The organism is Undibacterium sp. FW305-107, assembly GCF_058788535.1.
Genome location: NZ_JBYTAV010000007.1, coordinates 374288 through 392346, shown reverse-complemented (window position 1 = coordinate 392346; position 18059 = coordinate 374288). Strand labels below are relative to the sequence as shown.

Genomic DNA, 18059 nt, shown 5'->3' with positions numbered 1-18059 from the left:
GAACTGGGTGCTGTGGTTGTTGGCATCGGTGACGCTGGTGAGGTTGTCGTTGTTGTCGTAGCCAAAGCCGGTGCTTTTGTTGTTGGGGTCGATGACGCTGGTGACGCGGTCAAGCGGATCGATATTGGTCAGCGTGAGGTTGTTGAGCGGGTCAACGCTGCTGAGCGGGCGACCGGCACCATCTGTATGCAGATTTGTAATGCGGTTCAATGGGTCAGTTACACTGCTGAGGTCATAGCCGTCATAAGCAAACTTTGTCTGTTTGTTGCGGGGGTCAGTGTATTGCGTCAATTGACCAGCTACATTGTTGGCAAACCCATGCATTTTGTTGGTGGGGTCTTTGATTTGTTGCAGGCTGCCTTTACCGTCATAACTGATGGTCGTGGTGCGGTTCAACGCGTCAGTGATGCTGGTGATCTGGTTGTAGTCGCTGCTGTAGGTGGCACTTGTGGTAATGGCATTGGGCGTGCCAGCCAGGAAGGTCTGGCTGAGCTGGTTGCCCATGCTGTCGTAAGTGTAGGTCGTTTTGCGATTGAGGGCATCAGTCACCGACTGCACCAGGCTGGTGGCAGGATCGCGCGCGATAGTGGTGCTTTGCTGCTCGGGCAAGCCATAGGCGCTGATGACGCTGCTGGGGTAACCATTGGCATCAAAAACATAGCGGGTAACGATACCGTTACCGTCTGTATGGTCGGTTTGTGTAACCTTGCCGTTGCCACCTACTGTATAGGCAAACAAGTTGGTGCTGTTGTCAGCATAGGTTTGTTTGGTGACGCGATTATTTGCGTCATAGATGTTAGTGACCATGATCTTGCCGCGTTTGTCTTGCACGGTGAGCATGTTGTGATTGGTATCGTAAGTAAATACCTCGAACTGGTTATTGGGGTCCGTGACCTTGACGAGATGACCAGCCGTATCGTATTCGTATTTGACAAGGCGATTCAGATTGTCTATCGCTTGCGTAATGCGACTGTTTGCATCGTAGGTGAATTGAATGAAACGACCGGTCAGGCTGGTAATACGGGTCAGGTTACCCGCATTGTCCCGGCTGAAGGTTAGTGAATTGCCATAACGGTCGCGTAAGCCGACGATTGCAGCACGGCGTGCGCCCTGACGCGTGGCTTCAGGGAACTTTAATACACTGCCGTCTTTGAGCTCAATTGTCCAGCCTATGCCATCCCAGCGCAATGTCGATCCAAAATACTGCCCCTGGCTACTGGTGCTTTGATACGCTGCATTTGAATAATTGGTACCGGGTGCAGTCCGGGCGTAGTGAATGCGGCTGCCATCGGGCAAAATCAGATCTTGATAAGTCCAGGGTGAAGAATCACCTACCAGAAAGATGTCATATCCCAGATTGGTGCCTATGCCAAAAGCACGTGAGGCTGGGTCATTCTGGCGATAGCTGCGGCTGACGTCGAGAGGAATAATATCGTTGACGAAAAGATCGGTACTTTTATTGAGGAATAAGCCAGTATAGATATCGACAGGATCTCCACACTGACAACCACCGACTACCGGGCCGGTATCAGGTGCGGCTGTTGGCTTGGCGATCATTGCGCCAGTAAATTCATAGATCGCTACACCTGGGTCGGGTTCAATTTGCTTGCCATCTTTGCTTACGCTGCCCAGGCCATAGACATACCAGCCTTTACCACGGGCATCGTAGTTCCAGAACTCCATACGTGTACCTGGCGCGGCCTGGCTGAAATTCGGATAAATCAGTCTCGCACCTGGCTGGCTTTGGCCATTGATGCTGCTCAATATCGCGCCACCTGGTTGAATGGTGAAATATACCGGTACGCCAAGGGCGGGCAATGGGAAAGGTGGGCGGTCAACCGGTATCGCCGTCATGTTGATATTGGTGACGATCTTGCCGTTGCGGTCGCGGATGACAGTTCCTGCGGGGATGCGCAATTCCAGTCCAGGAATACGTGGTGAGGTGACGACAGTTTCTTTTTGCGTGGGCGAATTGATTGCAATGTCACCTGCAGCATCGAGAGCAGTGGCCCAGATGGTGTAGTTCAGTGCGGTTGTTTTACCTTGTTCAAGATTGACCTGTGTTTGGTAATAGCCGTAGCGAGTATCGGTTTTTTGCGCAGTCTGGCCATCTATCGCAAGTATCTGGTTGCCAGCATCAAGATGCGGCAACAGGAAACGTCCTGTAATGTCAGTCTGGGTAGTGTGATCGCCAATACTGAGTGTCACGTGGGCGAGGCCACGGCCATTGAGGCTGAGTACCTGACCTGACAATGCAGTGTCGCCATTGGATGATTGCAAAGGCGGGAGTTGTTGCAAGGGGCTGGCACCACGGCGCGCTCTCCAGTCACCCTTGAAATGACTGGCATCAGGATGCCATGCTTCTGCCACGAGCGTGCTGTCCGCCGCGCTCACTGCCAATTTTTCTTTTGAAGACAATTGTTTTACGACATTCACTTCGCTGGAAGGAGCAACTGGGCTGGCAGCTATGAGCGCGCTGCTATCAGATGCTATTGCAGCGGAAACACCTGTGTTAGCGGAGTTTTTTACCGTGCGTGGTATTTCACCCGCACTGACGCTACCAAACGATCCGTTGCTTTGGTTAGCTTGACCTTGACCAAACTGATTTGTATTTGGATAGCTGGCGGCACCAGTGCTGCTCAGTTGCGCAGTATCAAAACCGATGGCGGTAAATGGCAGTGCCAGATTATTGTTCGCTTTTGCGTCTTTAATGAAAAGTGTATAACGGCTGCCCGGCAGCAAGTCTTGCTGTGGCGTGATAAACAAGAGCAAGCCGAATTCGACTGGCACCACATTAACTGGCGTGGAACCATGCGGCCCGATTAAGGTAACAGTGTCAGCATTGAGGTCTGCAACATTCATACGGCTGTTAAAACGTATGATCAAGTTCTGGTTTACGGGTACTGCGCGCGCTTCGGGCGCAGGTTGGCTATCTTGAACGGCAGGTGCGCCTGTGACTTGCAGGCTGGCAGCTAATTGTGCCGCGACTTTTTTGTCGAACAAAGTAAACGCCTGGCTGCGCGCATCGTATAGTTCACCATTTGACAATGCCTGTTGGGCATTGCCCTGTCCACCCCATAACATGACTTGCGCATTGGGCAGCATGGCTGCGACATGGTTAGCCCTGGCGCTGTCAAGCTTGACATTAAAGTGTTCGAGATTGTGATTTTGTGGGTTGTATAGTTCAGCTTCATAGAGCAAGCGCTGACGACTATCCACCCCACCTGCAATGAGCAACTTGCCATCTGCCAGTACTGTTGCGGTATGCCCGCTGCGCGGGATCAGCCCCAGATTACCCATAACACGAAACTGTTCACTGGCCGGGTCAAATTGTTCAGCGACATCCAGCACTTCACCATTGACATCAACACCACCCAGTATCAAGACCTGACCGCTTGGCAACAAGGTCGCACTGTGATGACTGCGCGCATGCTGTAACTGACTGGTCAACGGCTTGAGTTGATTTGTCTTGGGATCCAGCAGGCCAGAACCAGTCTGCCCACCTACCAGTAACCAGCGTCCATCGGCCAATTGCGTGGCACTTTGCCCAGGATATCTGGTGGGAAGCGGTGATAATTGCTGAATGAAATTGTCGGCGCTGCCAGTGCCAGCATCCGCCGCGATCGTTAAGGCGCCGGAAGGTAGCACGGCCACCAGCAAGGCTGAAGCCAAAGCCATTGCAAATGTGTTCTTGACTTGCTTGCCAAGTGCAAGGTTTTTCATAAATCGGTTCAACATATAGACATTAAATTTTGGGGTAGGCACTTTGCTACTTTCTTTTTGCATACATTTTCTCGAAGATATTCACGTCAATTTATTTGAGTTGTAAATTGACCGTACCTTTGTCAGCGCCCTGAGGGTCGATCAGGACTGTATAAGTTCCTGTTTCGGGTGCACTCCCTAAAGACATGGTCAGCGTCGCTGCACCAGCCGCGAGAGAATCAGTTTTCCAATAGCTGACAATATTTGAAGGCTTGTAAATGTAGATGTAATTTCTATTGCTGGTTGCAGGATTGCTGTCGTCCATCGTATTACCAGTCACCGCCAAACTCAGGGTCTGACCTGCGGTTGCAGTGAAGGTAAAGCGCCCATTCTGGCCTGGGCGCAAAGTCGTGAGAGCTATAGGGGCGGCACCCACTGTCAAGGTACCAGCCTCAATATCCTTTGATAGCACGGCGTTAAAACTCACACCATAGGTAGAGTTCGTGAAGAAGCGCACTACATATGTACCTGTTGTTGCAAACCAGCCCGGGTTATAGAAATTGCAGCTCTCAGTAGCTGTGAAAGTGCAATTGGTCAGGGCTGTACCGTCGGTTTTCTGCAAGTAAGCTGCCACGCTCTTCGTACCACCAGTGCCAGTAAATGCCAAATCTGTCAGCGTGAATCCATAAGTCTTGCCTGCTTCAGCAGTAAATGTGTAACGACCGTTTTGACCCATCGGCAAACTGATGGCAGTGGCAGCGTCCATCGTGAGGACACCTGTTGCATCAGACAGCAATTGAAGATTAATACTTCCTTTATCTAGCACAGTCGGATTTATCCAGACAGTATAAGTTCCGGTCTCAGGAAGATTTGAGAGCGACATTACACCATTTGAAGTCCCGGTATAAATAGTGTCATAGGTCCACGCAGAGGCCGTGTTACTGGGCTTAAAGATATACGCGTTTATAGGATTGATACTGGACGGACTACCATCATCAATGCTATTGCCACTTAATGCCAGATTAAAACTTTGTCCTGCCGTTGCATTGAAAGTAAATCGGCCATTCTGACCAGGACGCAAAGTTGTTAAATTAGTCGGTGATGCACCTGCAGACAAACTACCTGCTTCGATATCTTTAGATAACGTTGCGTTAAAACTTGCTGCATAGGTAGATCCCAGGACAAAGCGCATCACATAAGTGCCACCAACCGCAAACAATTTTGGATCATAAAAATCGCAACTATTGCTTGATGAGAATGAACAATTGCTCAGCGCTGTGCCATCTGATTTTTCAAGATAAACATAGAGTTTTTTATCGCTCGATCCGCTACCGGTAAATACCAAATCCGCCGCAGCAAAGCCATAAGTTTTTCCTGCTTCAGCAGTGAAGGTATAGCGTGCAGTTTGCCCCATAGGCAAGTTCATTGCTGTTGCACTATCTACTGTTAACACGCCTGTAGCGGCAGAAAGTAATTGCAGGCTCATGCTCCCCTTATCCAGCACGGTCGGATTCACTACAATTGTATACTTGCCAGTCTGCGGTAAATTATTGAGAGCGATGACACCATTTACCCTTCCTGTCACCAGATAATCCCATTTCCATTCCGATGTGCTATTACCGGGCTGATAAATATAAATATAGGTAGAGTTACTGGTGCCTGCATTGCCATCGTCCATGGTATTGCCGGTGATAGCCAGATTAAAGTTTTGACCTGCAATGCCATCAAAAGTGTAGCGCCCGTTCTGGCCCGGCAGTACTGTTGTTATAGTTACTGGTGTGGCACCTGCAATCAAATCACCGGCCTCTATATCTCTTGACAAAATCGCGTTAAAACTGACTGCGTGAGTAGAACTTGGATTAAAGCGAATTACGTAGTTGCCAGTCACACCAAGCCTGGCAGCATCTGAAAAATCACAACTGCTACTGGCTGTGACTTCACATGTGTACAACTTGGTACCATCTGTTTTTTCCCAGGTTATTGTGACATTGCGTGGGTTGCTTCCACTGCCGGTGAATACAAGATCGGTCAGTGCCAAGCCGTATGTCTTGCCCGCTTCGGCGTAAAAAAAGTAACGCCCGTTTTGACCCGCGAGAAGATTGACAGGGAAAGGAGTATCAGCGGTAATGCTGCCAACTGCTTCTGAGACTAGAGATAAATTAACGGTGCCTTTGTCACTAGAATTTGGCGCCATTGCTACAGTGTAAGTGCCATTAGCAGGTAGAGTGACCAAGTCCAGAGAATCTTTGTTGTACACCGTGGCCGTCATCAGGATACTGCCATCCGGATTGTAAATTGTGGTCGGAATACTGCTTGCGAATGTCCCTGCGGCAGACATCAGGCTCACTCTCTGTTGAGCTACGCCATCAAACAAGACAATTGCTTTTTTTCCTGTCACTGTGGTGGTGAGCGGCATTGCAGGCCCATTCACCGCAATACGACCGGTAAAGCCAATATCGCCTGCTAGCCACCCAGCAGGCAGGCCATAGAAATCATTTGCACTTACTGCACTCCCGTACGGAGTGGAAACAGTGATCTTGCCTGACAACGACGAACCCGGTGCATTTGCAACCAGGCTAGAAGCAGTCGATGAAGTTACTGTCGAAGCAAAATTACCAAAACTGGTTTTATTCGATTCTTTGATTATTTGGAAATTGCTACCGGATATCGTTACAGGAGTACCAACACCTCCCAACACGGGAGTAAAACTGGCAATGGTTGGGGGTGCTAATGCGCCGACAACAAAATCCTTATTACTAAGCACATTGCCGTTGGCATTGCTGACCGATATTTTTCCTGTAACAACGCCAACTGGTACTGTCACAATCAACAAATTTGCAGTCGCGCTATTAACGGTCGCAGACACGCCATTAAACTTGACACTATTATTTGCGGCAACAGTATCAAAACCGCTACCAAAAAGTTGAATTGTGATGCCACTTGCGCCGCCAGATGGGGCAAATTCGGTAATCGCTAATGTGGTGGCTGTATTTTTTTGTATGCCAATAATGTTACCGACCGCATCGTAGTTATATTGCACACTGCTGCCATCCGGTGCGACTGTACCAACCAACCGTCCTACATTGTCATACACATATTGCACATCAGCCGCCCGTGCAGGCGATGCAAGATGACTTCCCAGGCAAAATGCCAGCAGCCACAAAGCCCGCTGAGGCCGCATTGCAAAAAGCTGGATGACCATGCTCCATGCCGCCAACACAATTGCCAACAAGTGTACAAGGCCATGTTTCAGGCAAAACCGGTGCTGCATTGTTCATCCCTTTGCGTTTCATCCTACTGCCAGCATCAGGGCTGAAATCCGTAAAAATACGGACGAGCAATAGTTAATTTATATTAAAGTCATGCATTCCGCACAACTATAATGCAAAGAGAGTAAGCCCACTTATTTATTTTTCACTTTTATTTTCTTAAACATTAAGATTTTTGATGAAAAATATGGCAGTAATTTACGTGTCTTTTTGGCGCTTACACAGCGAGATATTATTGGGATATTGGGGCAGATGACAGGTGTTTGGGCAGTGGTGGACTGGTCAGGGATTTTAAAAATTCAACCAGATCTGTTTTTTCCAGAGGGGTGAGTATCAGCGGCTTTTGTGATTCGGCGCTGCGGTAATAAATCTCCATTTCGACTGCGGCTTCCAGCGTGGCGACGCTGCCGTCGTGCATATAGGGTGCGGTCAGTGCTACGTTGCGCAGGCTGGGTGTGCGGAATTTGGCGATGTCTGCTGGCTTGAGGGTGACTGCAAAACGGCCCAGTTCTGCGATGTCTTCATCGCTGAGTACTTCCTGGTCCAGGCTGATTTTTTGTTCTTGTGCGCGTGCCAGGCGTTGCGTCAGTTCTGGCAGGCGGGCTTCTATCTTTTTAAAGCCCACGCCCAGGCCATGGAACTGATTATCGGTAAACAGGGCATGCGTCTTATCTATCTTGTGGCAGTTGATACATAGAGCACTGCCCATGAAAAGTTGCAGGCCGCGTTGCGCTGCGGGGCTGATGCTGGATTTGTCTTGCTGAAAATAATAGCGGTCAAACGGGCTGTCGCCAGCTACCAAAGTGCGTTCGAAACTTGCCAGCGCGCTGGCAACTTGTTCGAGGTTTATTGCCGCAGGTTTGATGTTATAGGCTTGCTGTAACAATGCTCGGTAAGCTGGATCTTTGCTTAAACCTGTGAGGATGGCTTGCTGGTCTTGCAGGCCATGTTCACGCGGATTTAAGAATGGATCGATGGCCTGGGATTCAAGCGTGCTGCGGCGGCCATCCCAAAACTGGCTTTGATTAAACGCAGCATTGATGAGGCTGGGGGTGTTGCGTGTGCCGATTTGTCCCTTGATGCCTTCTGCCAGTTTTTTGCCATCGCTAAAAGCCAACTCTGGCCGATGGCAAGTGGCGCAACTTATAGTGCCGTCGCGGCTCAGGTTTTTATCAAAAAAAATCTGCTGGCCTAGTCTGTTTTTGGCTGAATCCGCTGCTTGTGCGATATGAGGCAAACCCGTCAATGCCTGTTGATTGCTGTCTTCAGAAACGGCCAGGCGGCAAGCTGCTGACAACATCAACAGACATAGTAGTGTTCGCATTTTTTTGGGCATACGACCTGAGCTTTGATAAAAAATGAACATTGTACTATCGTCGGTTCAGCCACTCTTGTTTGCCTGATCGACTGACAACGACAAAAAAACCACGCTTCGGTTAGCCACAATGTTATCTGGCACGTTTCTTGATATGCTGTATTGGAACCGTAACCAAGAGACTAGAACATGGCCAAGTTTTTCAATGAAATGCACGCCTATGATGCCGCTGTATCGGGTGGCGCGGGCGGAGAATTGACGCGGGAACATTATCGCGAGTTTTGCAACTGGCTGGCTCAGCAACCGGCTGAACGATTGAAACGCAAGCGGGCAGAGGCTGACCTGAGTTTTCGCCGGGTGGGTATTACCTTTGCCGTGTATGGTGACGATGCGGGTACGGAGAGACTGATTCCGTTTGACATCATCCCGCGCATCATTCATGCGGGTGAATGGGCGCAGTTGCAACAGGGCCTGGCGCAGCGGGTACAGGCGCTGAACATGTTCATCCATGATATTTATCACGCGCAGAATATCATCAAGGCGGGCATCATCCCGGCTGAGCAGATCTATAAAAATGCCCAATATCGCCCTGAAATGCAGGGTATTTCAGTCGCTTCTGACATTTATGCCCATATTGCGGGTGTGGATATTGTGCGGGCTGGCGAGGGCGAGTTCTACGTACTGGAAGATAACTTGCGCGTGCCATCCGGCGTGTCTTACATGTTGGAAGACCGCAAGATGATGATGCGGCTTTTTCCTGAGCTGTTTGCACGTAACAAGATTGCGCCGGTTGATCATTATCCGGACATGTTGCTGGATAACCTGCGCTCAGTTGCCCCTATGGGGGTGGACAACCCGACCGTGGTGGTCATGACGCCGGGCATGTATAACTCGGCCTATTTTGAGCATGCCTTCCTGGCCCAGCAAATGGGTGTGGAACTGGTCGAGGGCCAGGATTTGTTTGTGAATGACAATGCGGTCTTCATGCGTACTACACGTGGCCCTAAACGGGTGGATGTGATTTACCGCCGTATTGATGATGATTTTCTTGATCCTCTGGCTTTCCGGCCCGACTCTTCTCTGGGTGTGCCTGGCTTGTTGTCGGTGTATCGCGCTGGGCGCGTGACACTGGCGAATGCGATAGGCACGGGGGTGGCTGATGATAAATCGATCTACCCCTTCGTGCCGGACATGATCAAGTTTTATCTGACGGAAGAACCGATCTTGAATAACGTGCCGACCTACCAGTGCCGCAAACCCGAAGACCTGTCTTATACCCTGGCGAATCTGGGTGAACTGGTGGTCAAGGAAGTGCATGGTGCTGGCGGTTACGGCATGCTGGTGGGCCCGGCTTCGACCAAGGCGCAGATAGAAGATTTTCGTCAGCGCTTGCTGGCCAAGCCCGATGGTTATATTGCCCAGCCTACGCTTGCATTGTCGGCCTGCCCTACCTTTGTGGAAAGCGGCATCGCCCCGCGCCATATTGATTTGCGGCCCTTTGTCTTGTCTGGCAAAACCATCTCCATGGTACCAGGCGGCTTGACGCGGGTGGCCTTGGAAGAGGGTTCGCTGGTGGTGAATTCTTCACAGGGTGGCGGAACGAAAGATACCTGGATCCTTGAAAATTAAGTCAGGAGAATATACATGCTGAGCCGTACCGCTGATCATTTGTTCTGGATGGCGCGCTATACCGAGCGCGCAGAAAATACTGCCCGTATGCTGGACGTGAATATCCAGACCTCAATGCTGCCACAGTCTGCCGAAGATGCTGAACGTGGCTGGCGTGCCATGCTGGGTATATCTGAATTGCAGTCTGCCTTTGACCATCAATATGGTTTGCTGACGAAGAAGGATGTGCTGGACTTCATGGTCCGTGACCCGATGAATCCATCCTCGATTGCATCATGCCTGAAGGAGGCGCGGGAAAATGCGCGGGCAGTACGTGGTACGCTGACGACCGAGGTGTGGGAAACCCAGAACGCCACCTGGCTGGACATGCAGGACAGGTTGTCTGACACGATACTGGAAAACGACCCCAGCCAGTTTTTTGAATGGGTGAAATACCGCTCACATTTATCGCGTGGAGTGACGCTGGGTACCATGCTCAAGGATGAAGCGGTACACTTTATCCGCCTGGGTACCTTCATAGAGCGCGCAGATAATACCGCACGGATACTGGATGTGAAGTTTCACGGTGCCAAGGAAAGCGGGCGTGGCAATGATAATTTGCAGAGGGATTTCTATTATTGGGCGGCGTTGCTGCGCTCGGTATCTGGCTTTGAGATTTACCGCAAGGTCTACCGTGATGTCATCACGCCAGAACGGGTAGCAGAATTGCTGATGCTGCGCGGTGATATGCCACGCTCATTGTTGGCCTGCATGGATGAAGTGGTCGCCAATCTGAAAGAAGTGCGCAATGATGTCTCAGCCGATACTGAGCGTTTTGCTGGTAAGCTGCATGCAGAATTGCAATTTGCCCGTATCGAAGAGATATTGGCAGAAGGTTTGCATGACAACCTGACGCGCTTCCTGGAAAACATTTTTGACCTGGGTAACCGTGTCAGCCGCGACTTCCTGGTGCCGCTGGCGGCCTGAGAAAATAAAATATCATGCAACTTTTTATACGTCACCAGACTATTTACAAGTATTCAGCGCCGCTGACTTACACCATACAGCAGTTGCGCCTGACGCCACGCGCCGAGCAGCACCAGCATGCCATCTCCTGGCAGATAAAGACTGCAGGACAGCGCCATGCGTATATCGATGCCTATGGCAATCCCTCGCATACGCTGACCATCACTGGTCAGCATCATGAGGTTGCCATCATTGCCGAGGGCGTGGTTGAATTGACGAATCCTTATCAAGGGCGCATCACTGACCCTGATACATTTTCACCACTGGTATTTACCGTACCGACGAGGCTGACCGAACCAGTACCGGCGATCATGGACTTTGCCCTCAGTCATTTACCTGACAGCGGCAAAACCACTACGGCTGCACTATTAAATCTGGCAACGCACATCCGTGGTGCAGTGGAGTATCAGTCTGGTGCAACCATCGTCACGACCAGTGCCAGCGATGCCCTGCAACTGGGCCGTGGCGTCTGCCAGGACCATGCCCATATCATGCTGGCTTGCTGTCATGCACGCGGCATACCTGCACGTTATGTTTCTGGCTATATCGATCCTGAATCAACCGGTCATGCCGACAGCCACGCCTGGGTGGATGTCTGGGTAGAAGACAACGACTATAGCGGCTGGGTCAGTGTTGATGCCACCCATGCCGCCCTGATGACGGATGCTTATTGCCGTTTGGCTATCGGTCGTGATTATGATTCTGCTGCGCCTGTGCGCGGTGTGCGCCGTGGTGGCGGGTTGGAAACCTTGAGTGTGACGGTGCAAGTCACACCCAAATGAGTTTCATGCTTTATCCGGCATACCTTTAGCCTTTAACGCGGTGACAAAGGCATGCTCTTCCAGTTCGTGTAATCATGTATGCCGAACGAATACTGGGCTCCGGCAGTGCTGCCATTGAGGCTGATGGCAGTTACCACACGATTGAGCTCAGTACGCATGATGGCCTCGCCTTCTTCATAAAAACTGACATAAGCAGGTTCTTGTTGAGAGGTTTCTGCACCGACGATGGTGCGCCTGTTGTAGGTCACACCATAAGCAAGTTCATTCTTGATGAAATCAAACATGGGACCGCTGGTATCGCGGTAAGACATGATGGCAACAATGGGCACATTTTGGTAAACCCATTCAGCCAGATTGCCGCTGCCATAGCTATTGCTATACAGGCGTTCGTCATACCAGAAAGGAATATCTACCACCATGACAAGATTCCATCCAAGACTGGCACTTTTGGCATCAATACGGTTTTTCACATCGGTCACAAAATTTTGATATGCCAGAATGCCTGCTGCCAGATCACTTTTCCAAGGTTCTGCAGTATAGGGCTCCACATCAAAATGAATGGCACTGAAACGCTGTGCCACTGTTGCTGACTGTTGATAGGCAAAGACCCAATCCAGGAAAGCATTCTTGCGCGCTGCTCCAGCAGCGACTACCCAGTTTGAAGCGCCATCCAGGGCTTGTACAGAGATAGGTGTACTGATATTGCCTATGGTGACCAGTGCCGCCTTGAGCGTGCTGACCAGATATTGGTATTTGCTGACAGGGATGTCGCGATTGATCTGCAAGTACACTTCCGTGACTTGTTTGTCTTTGCAGAACCGTATCAGGGCATCGACATGCGTTTTATCTGCCGCGGTGAGCTTGTTGCCAGTGCTGAGTATACTGGTGGTATCCCACAACCAGGTTCCAGCTGCTTTGCCACCATAGAGTGGCGTGGTGCTCGCGGGTAAAACACTGGCACTGACACTGGCAGCCAGGGTAGCGACCGGAGGAGCTGCCAGGTTCGCATTACTTGCACTGCTGCGGGTATCGCCACCACCACAAGCTGACAGCATTAATACGCTCAGGCAAGCCAATATGCCATATCGCGCAGTCTTGGCGAGCCTGGCAAACTTGCCGTCAGTGCCGGGAGCAAAGTTCTTTTGCATGATCTAATCCCTCATCGCAGTTATAAAAAAATAATTCAAATACAGCAATATATTGTACCTTGTAAATACATGTGTTTTTTCAAACAGACGCATTTTTTAACGAAAGAACAATGTGAGGAACAAATGCAAATATCGCTCTGCTTGACAATGAAACATCGCCCTGTTCAATGACTTTTCATCATAAGGGCGCGCGCAGGCACGGATGAACTGAGTCCAGCTTTGCATACAAATGTGACACGCGTATTTCAACGCCCTGCTTTGGGGTAGAATTCAAGTTTCGACAGATCAAGAATCGGTACTATGACTTACTGTGTTGGCATGCGCCTTGACGCCGGGCTGGTGTTTCTCTCCGACTCACGCACCAATGCGGGCGTGGATCAGGTGGGCACCTTCCGTAAGATGTCGGTGTTTGAAAATCCTGGTGACCGCACCATGGTCTTGATGACTGCGGGTAATTTATCAATTTCACAATCAATACGCCAGTTAGTATCTGATCATGTTGATGCCAATGGCAAGAGCATCTGGACTGCACCAAACATGTATGAGGCCGCACGCATACTTGGTGAAGCCGTACGCACCGTGTATCACCGCGATGCCAAATCGCTGTCAGAGTTTGGCATAGACTTTAATGTCAGCCTGATTTTTGGGGGCCAGATCAAGGGCGAACGTTGCCGTCTGTTCCAGATTTATTCTGCCGGTAATTTCATTGAGTCGCATAATGAAAATACTTATTTCCAGATTGGTGAAGCCAAGTATGGCAAACCCATCATAGACCGCGTCGTGACGCCAACCACGCCACTTGATGAGGCAGCCAAGTGCGCGCTGATATCAATGGATTCTACCTTGCGCTCAAATGTGTCAGTGGGTCTGCCGCTGGATTTGCTGGTGTATGAAAACAATGAGCTGGCAGTCACCCACTTTGTCACTATCGATGAGAAAAATCAGTACTTCCAGATGATACGCAATACCTGGGGTCTGCAATTGAAGTCTGTCTTTGAAAGCATCGCTGATCCAGTCTGGAACGCCAGCCCTGAGATACAGGGCAATGTCCTGTCAGCCACCAACATGCACAGCAAACCTGTGCGTGTAGCCGTACCACCAGAATTGCGGGACATAAACACAACTACGCCATCACCTTTGCAGTCTTTGGCGCAACAGCCGAATAATACCAGGCAGGCTTGAGTATTATTTACAGGCAAGCTTGTCGCGTTAAAGCTGATGCAACTCCGGCTTAGCACATCCTAAGGTTCATACCTGACGGCGTTGATAAGGATAGTGACACCCATGTAAGTGCCGATGGGAAAACCCAAAAGTAATGGGCAGGCCAAAGCCATGGATGCACTGCGACTCCATGTCTTGTCTTGCTCAACCGCAGCGCTCAATTTGAAATGTGCAAAAGATAAAGTCGCAGTAAGAACAAATAGCGCAATATGTGGAATTGACTGACCGCCAGTTACGAATATGCCAAGCGCGAAAAAAAGTGTCACCAAGCCATACAGGTAGCAACTATACCGATGCATGTCTTCAAGCTTGCGTTTTGGCCCGGGCCCGTCCCATGATGATGCCATATACTCCCTTCAATCAATATTATTTATGCCAGAAACTGAAGGCTCAGTTGCAGGGTCTTTTTGTATTTTTATTCGAATGAATACTAGCGGCAATAGGTACTCACATCCCGCTGAGCAATCGCCTTGTCATTCGCATCAGTCTTGGCCCGGTTGCCGTGCACCAGGTCACCGTTCAGTATGCCTTTGGCCATGGCGCAACGTGATTCATTGGTTTCAGGCTGGTTGCCGGGAACAAAGGGAGAGGGCCCTTTGGGTTTCGCTACAGGCTCCTTGGCTTGCTTTGCCTGTTTTTCCATCTGGCGTTTGCGGAATTCGATTTCCTGCTCTTGCCAGCTCGGTGCGGCAGAGGGTTTTCCTTCCCCTGCGGTGACTTTTACTTCTTCCACTTTGGCTCTGCCAGCATCATCCTTTTTCTCGGAATAATGGGTTTTGCCATTTGCATCGACCCATTTATAGATCTCGGCATGAGCGGACACAGCGAATACCAGGCTCAGGCAAGTTGCGAACAAGACTGGTTTAAGAATAATTTGCTTCATTTTTTTAACATGTCCAATCGATGGCAAACAATATCAGAGCTTGTGTCCTGACACAAATGTCACAGGTTTCACTGGCAATTGCAAACTCGGCCAGCGCTGTTCAGCGCCTCACTTCCTGGCCTTGGTTTTTCGCCAGGCACAATCTGCAGAGTGATCATTCACCATACCTATGGCTTGCATATAGGCATAGATAATGGTCGAACCAACAAACTTGAAGCCGCGTTTGAGCAAGTCTTTGGAAATGCGGTCAGACAATTCTGTCGTGATAATGCGCTCACCACTATTGACGATGGGCTTGCCGTTTACATAGGCCCACAGATAGGCATCCAGGCTGCCTTGCTCTTCACACAGACGCAAGTAGGCTTTGGCATTGGTGATGGCAGCGGCAACCTTCAAGCGGTTCCTGACGATGCCAGCATTGGCCAACAAGGAAGCGACTTTTTCATCATCATACGCGGCGATTTTTTTTGCATCCCAATCATCAAATGCCAGCCGATAATTTTCTCGCTTATTGAGTATGGTTTCCCAACTCAGGCCGGCCTGCGCACCCTCGAGATTGAGCATTTCAAACAGGCGCACTTCATCATGGCAGGGCACGCCCCATTCATGGTCGTGGTAATGCAGGTACAGGGGGTTAGAGGGATTGGCCCAATTACAGCGTGTCTTCATACGTAAAAAACCATCTGGAGTAATATATCATGTGGGGAAAACCGAATTTTTAACAAAATTTTTCAATCCGAATTGACATTCTACTCATTTCTTCTAGAATCGCCGTTCGTCATCAGATAGTGGAACCACCATGTTGCGTTTTAAGCAAAGCAGTAAAAACCTGTTCGCCTTATCTGCAGTGAGCCTGATCCTCGCTGCCTGTGGTGGCAGCAGTAACCAGGATGCTAAACAGGCAGCCACTCCACCAGCGCCAGCACCTGCAATACAGGCAGCAACTGCCGCCGATGTCATGAGCTTCACTGGCAAACGTCAGAATTATATGATCTCACGGCTGGGGTCCACTTATGTAATTGTCGATATGGTGGGTGGCGCTGCACCGATCAGTGCCCCTCTGACAACCAATATCCTGCAATTCAGTGATTTTCGTGTCAATCTGCGCATTGGTGACAAGGCTACGGCGCTTTCTGCCACCAGCCTGAACAATCTGATTGATCTGTATGTGGCCTTCTTCAACCGTGTGCCAGATGCCGATGGTCTGTCTTACTGGATAGACCAGGTACAGGCAGGCATGAATGAAGCGCAAATTGCCGAGAGCTTTTATCTCGTTGCCCTGCAATCACCTGCCCTGACTGGTTATTCCAGCGGTATGAGCAATGATGATTTTATCCGCATCATTTATAAAAATGTACTGGGCCGCACCGGCAGCACCGCACCGAACGCGGCAGAAATCGATTACTGGTCCAGCCAGTTGAAGAATGGCACGCCCAAGGGCAGCATGGTCAGGGCCATTCTGGTATCGGCACGTGAATATGCCAATGATGCAACCTGGGGCTGGGTCACCAAACTGTTGAACAACAAGCTTGATGTGGCCAATTATTTCGCCGTCCAACAAGGTCTGAGCTATCTGACGCTGGACGACAATATCACCAAGACCATGGCGATAGCAGCAGCCGTCACCAGCACCTCAACCACAGCCGCCCGTGATTTGATAGGCGTAAGTGGCAATGCCATCAACCAGCCTACAACCGGCACAGGCACGACTGGCAGCTATGGCTCACCAGACAGTCTGGCCAATATCTGTACTCCAAGTGGTGAAAAAAGCTGGGTGCGTGCCCACCTTGACGATGTGTACTTGTGGTACCGCGATATCGTCAATGTACCGGCAACAAACTACAGCACACCGACCAGTTATTTCGACGCCCTGATCGTCAGGTCCAAGGACAGGTTCAGCTTCACTGATGCGCAAGGCAGCATAGATGATTACTTCCAGTCTGGTGAAGATGTCAGCTATGGCTATAGCCTGGTGCGTGAAGGCAGCAAGATACGCGTGCGCTACGTACAACCTGGCTCGCCTGCCGATATTGCGCAATTGAAACGTGGCACCACACTGGTGAGTGTAGATAATACTGATCTGGGTGGTTCTCTGAGCGATGTCCAGTACGATGCCCTGTTCCCGTCAAAAACGGAGACACATAGCTTCAGGGTGCAGGACACCAGTGCCAGCACCAGCCGCATCGTCAGCATGACATCCACGACAGTGACAACTGCACCTGTCTTGCAAGACCAGATACTGAATGTGAATGGCAAGAAGATAGGTTACATGGTCTTCACTGACCATATACGCACGGCAGAATCGCCGCTGGTGACAACCATGCGCAAGTTCCAGACAGCGCGCATTGATGATCTGGTGCTGGATTTGCGTTACAACGGTGGTGGTTATCTGTATATCGCCAATGAATTGTCAGCCATGATTGCCGGCACCAAGGTCGTCAACAAGGTCTTTGAACAACTGCAGTTCAATGACAAGCACACTGACCTGACGGCAGATAATATCTCCTACTTCTATGACACCGACACTAATGATCGCTTCCTGCCACAATTGAACCTGCCACGGGTGTTCATCCTGACTGGCAACGGTACATGTTCAGCCAGTGAATCCATCATCAATGGCCTTAAACCATTCATGCAAGTCATTCTGGTTGGTGACACCACCTGTGGCAAGCCATATGGTTTCATACAAACCAATAATTGCAAGACAGCGTATTTTGCGATCCAGTTTGCTGGCGTCAATGCCCTGGGTCAGGGTGACTTTACCAATGGCTTCACACCCTTGTGCAAAGCATCGGATGATTTGAATCATGAGCTCGGCAATCAAAGTGAAAATCGTCTGTCTGCAGCATTGACTTATGCCAGCACAGGTTCTTGCCCTGCGGCCAGTTTCAGTCCAGCGCCGCCGCCATCACAGGGCATACCACTGCGCGACAAGAGCATGCAGCCATGGCGTAATATCAAACTGCTCAAGTCGGCGAATATGCAGGCCAGGTAAGCTGACAAAGTGAGTTGGCTCAGTGTGCTGACTAAGTGAACTACGCAAACAACAAAAAGCCCGCAAGATTTGCGGGCTTTTTGTTGTCCTGAGAATGAAAGAAAACTCCG

At 50.2% G+C, this 18059-nt stretch carries 11 protein-coding genes; 5 read left to right on the top strand and 6 right to left on the bottom strand.

Features of this window, described 5'->3' with window-relative positions; translation table 11 throughout:
• From AC3WQT_RS17795 to AC3WQT_RS17785, 3 genes are all read right to left on the bottom strand, one after another.
• Nucleotides 1-3723: DUF6531 domain-containing protein (locus AC3WQT_RS17795; RefSeq protein ID WP_492705635.1), on the bottom strand; the 3723-nt coding region annotated here is incomplete at its 3' end.
• A gap of 91 nt (nucleotides 3724-3814) precedes the next feature.
• Nucleotides 3815-6973, bottom strand: a complete 3159-nt coding sequence (locus AC3WQT_RS17790; protein WP_492705634.1) for an IPT/TIG domain-containing protein — start codon at nucleotides 6971-6973, stop codon at nucleotides 3815-3817.
• Between the two features lie 230 nt (nucleotides 6974-7203).
• Nucleotides 7204-8295 carry a cytochrome-c peroxidase gene (locus tag AC3WQT_RS17785; RefSeq protein WP_492705632.1) on the bottom strand — a complete coding sequence of 364 codons (1092 nt, stop codon included), beginning with the start codon at nucleotides 8293-8295 and terminating at the stop codon, nucleotides 7204-7206.
• A gap of 180 nt (nucleotides 8296-8475) precedes the next feature.
• Here AC3WQT_RS17785 and AC3WQT_RS17780 point away from each other — a divergent pair, with 180 nt between their 5' ends.
• The 3 genes from AC3WQT_RS17780 to AC3WQT_RS17770 are packed head-to-tail and all read left to right on the top strand — an operon-like array spanning nucleotide 8476 to nucleotide 11702.
• Complete coding sequence (locus AC3WQT_RS17780; protein ID WP_492705630.1) at nucleotides 8476-9915, top strand: circularly permuted type 2 ATP-grasp protein; 1440 nt, start codon at nucleotides 8476-8478, stop codon at nucleotides 9913-9915.
• Between the two features lie 15 nt (nucleotides 9916-9930).
• On the top strand, nucleotides 9931-10881 hold the full coding sequence (locus tag AC3WQT_RS17775; RefSeq protein ID WP_492705628.1) for an alpha-E domain-containing protein: 951 nt from the start codon (nucleotides 9931-9933) through the stop codon (nucleotides 10879-10881).
• Between the two features lie 14 nt (nucleotides 10882-10895).
• Nucleotides 10896-11702, top strand: coding sequence for a transglutaminase family protein (locus AC3WQT_RS17770; protein WP_492705626.1), 807 nt, complete (start codon nucleotides 10896-10898; stop codon nucleotides 11700-11702).
• A 32-nt stretch (nucleotides 11703-11734) separates the two neighbouring features.
• Here the strand turns inward: AC3WQT_RS17770 and AC3WQT_RS17765 are convergent, their stop codons facing one another.
• Nucleotides 11735-12850 (bottom strand): hypothetical protein, encoded by a 1116-nt coding sequence (locus tag AC3WQT_RS17765; RefSeq protein WP_492705624.1) that lies wholly within the window; start codon nucleotides 12848-12850, stop codon nucleotides 11735-11737.
• Between the two features lie 300 nt (nucleotides 12851-13150).
• Between AC3WQT_RS17765 and AC3WQT_RS17760 the strand changes: the two genes are divergently transcribed.
• The gene (locus AC3WQT_RS17760) at nucleotides 13151-14032 is read left to right on the top strand and encodes a proteasome-type protease (protein WP_492705622.1); all 882 of its coding nucleotides are present in this window, start codon (nucleotides 13151-13153) and stop codon (nucleotides 14030-14032) included.
• A gap of 469 nt (nucleotides 14033-14501) precedes the next feature.
• Here AC3WQT_RS17760 and AC3WQT_RS17755 read toward each other — a convergent pair whose 3' ends face one another.
• Both AC3WQT_RS17755 and AC3WQT_RS17750 read right to left on the bottom strand, forming a co-directional pair.
• Nucleotides 14502-14954, bottom strand: a complete 453-nt coding sequence (locus AC3WQT_RS17755) for a DUF4124 domain-containing protein (protein ID WP_492705620.1) — start codon at nucleotides 14952-14954, stop codon at nucleotides 14502-14504.
• Nucleotides 14955-15062: 108 nt separating this feature from the next.
• Nucleotides 15063-15623, bottom strand: coding sequence for a DNA-3-methyladenine glycosylase I (locus tag AC3WQT_RS17750; RefSeq protein ID WP_492705619.1), 561 nt, complete (start codon nucleotides 15621-15623; stop codon nucleotides 15063-15065).
• Nucleotides 15624-15753: 130 nt separating this feature from the next.
• On the opposite strand from AC3WQT_RS17750, the gene AC3WQT_RS17745 reads away from it, so the two are divergent.
• On the top strand, nucleotides 15754-17949 hold the full coding sequence (locus AC3WQT_RS17745) for a DUF4214 domain-containing protein (RefSeq protein ID WP_492705617.1): 2196 nt from the start codon (nucleotides 15754-15756) through the stop codon (nucleotides 17947-17949).
• Nucleotides 17950-18059 lie beyond the last annotated feature (110 nt).

What these genes read in the sequence shown, in the direction of transcription:
- AC3WQT_RS17790 (WP_492705634.1), bottom strand. Translation starts at nt 6,973, where the DNA reads ATGCAGCACCGGTTTTGCCTGAAACATGGCCTTGTACACTTGTTGGCA.
- AC3WQT_RS17785 (WP_492705632.1), bottom strand. Translation starts at nt 8,295, where the DNA reads ATGCGAACACTACTATGTCTGTTGATGTTGTCAGCAGCTTGCCGCCTG.
- AC3WQT_RS17780 (WP_492705630.1), top strand. Translation starts at nt 8,476, where the DNA reads ATGGCCAAGTTTTTCAATGAAATGCACGCCTATGATGCCGCTGTATCG.
- AC3WQT_RS17775 (WP_492705628.1), top strand. Translation starts at nt 9,931, where the DNA reads ATGCTGAGCCGTACCGCTGATCATTTGTTCTGGATGGCGCGCTATACC.
- AC3WQT_RS17770 (WP_492705626.1), top strand. Translation starts at nt 10,896, where the DNA reads ATGCAACTTTTTATACGTCACCAGACTATTTACAAGTATTCAGCGCCG.
- AC3WQT_RS17765 (WP_492705624.1), bottom strand. Translation starts at nt 12,850, where the DNA reads ATGCAAAAGAACTTTGCTCCCGGCACTGACGGCAAGTTTGCCAGGCTC.
- AC3WQT_RS17760 (WP_492705622.1), top strand. Translation starts at nt 13,151, where the DNA reads ATGACTTACTGTGTTGGCATGCGCCTTGACGCCGGGCTGGTGTTTCTC.
- AC3WQT_RS17755 (WP_492705620.1), bottom strand. Translation starts at nt 14,954, where the DNA reads ATGAAGCAAATTATTCTTAAACCAGTCTTGTTCGCAACTTGCCTGAGC.
- AC3WQT_RS17750 (WP_492705619.1), bottom strand. Translation starts at nt 15,623, where the DNA reads ATGAAGACACGCTGTAATTGGGCCAATCCCTCTAACCCCCTGTACCTG.
- AC3WQT_RS17745 (WP_492705617.1), top strand. Translation starts at nt 15,754, where the DNA reads ATGTTGCGTTTTAAGCAAAGCAGTAAAAACCTGTTCGCCTTATCTGCA.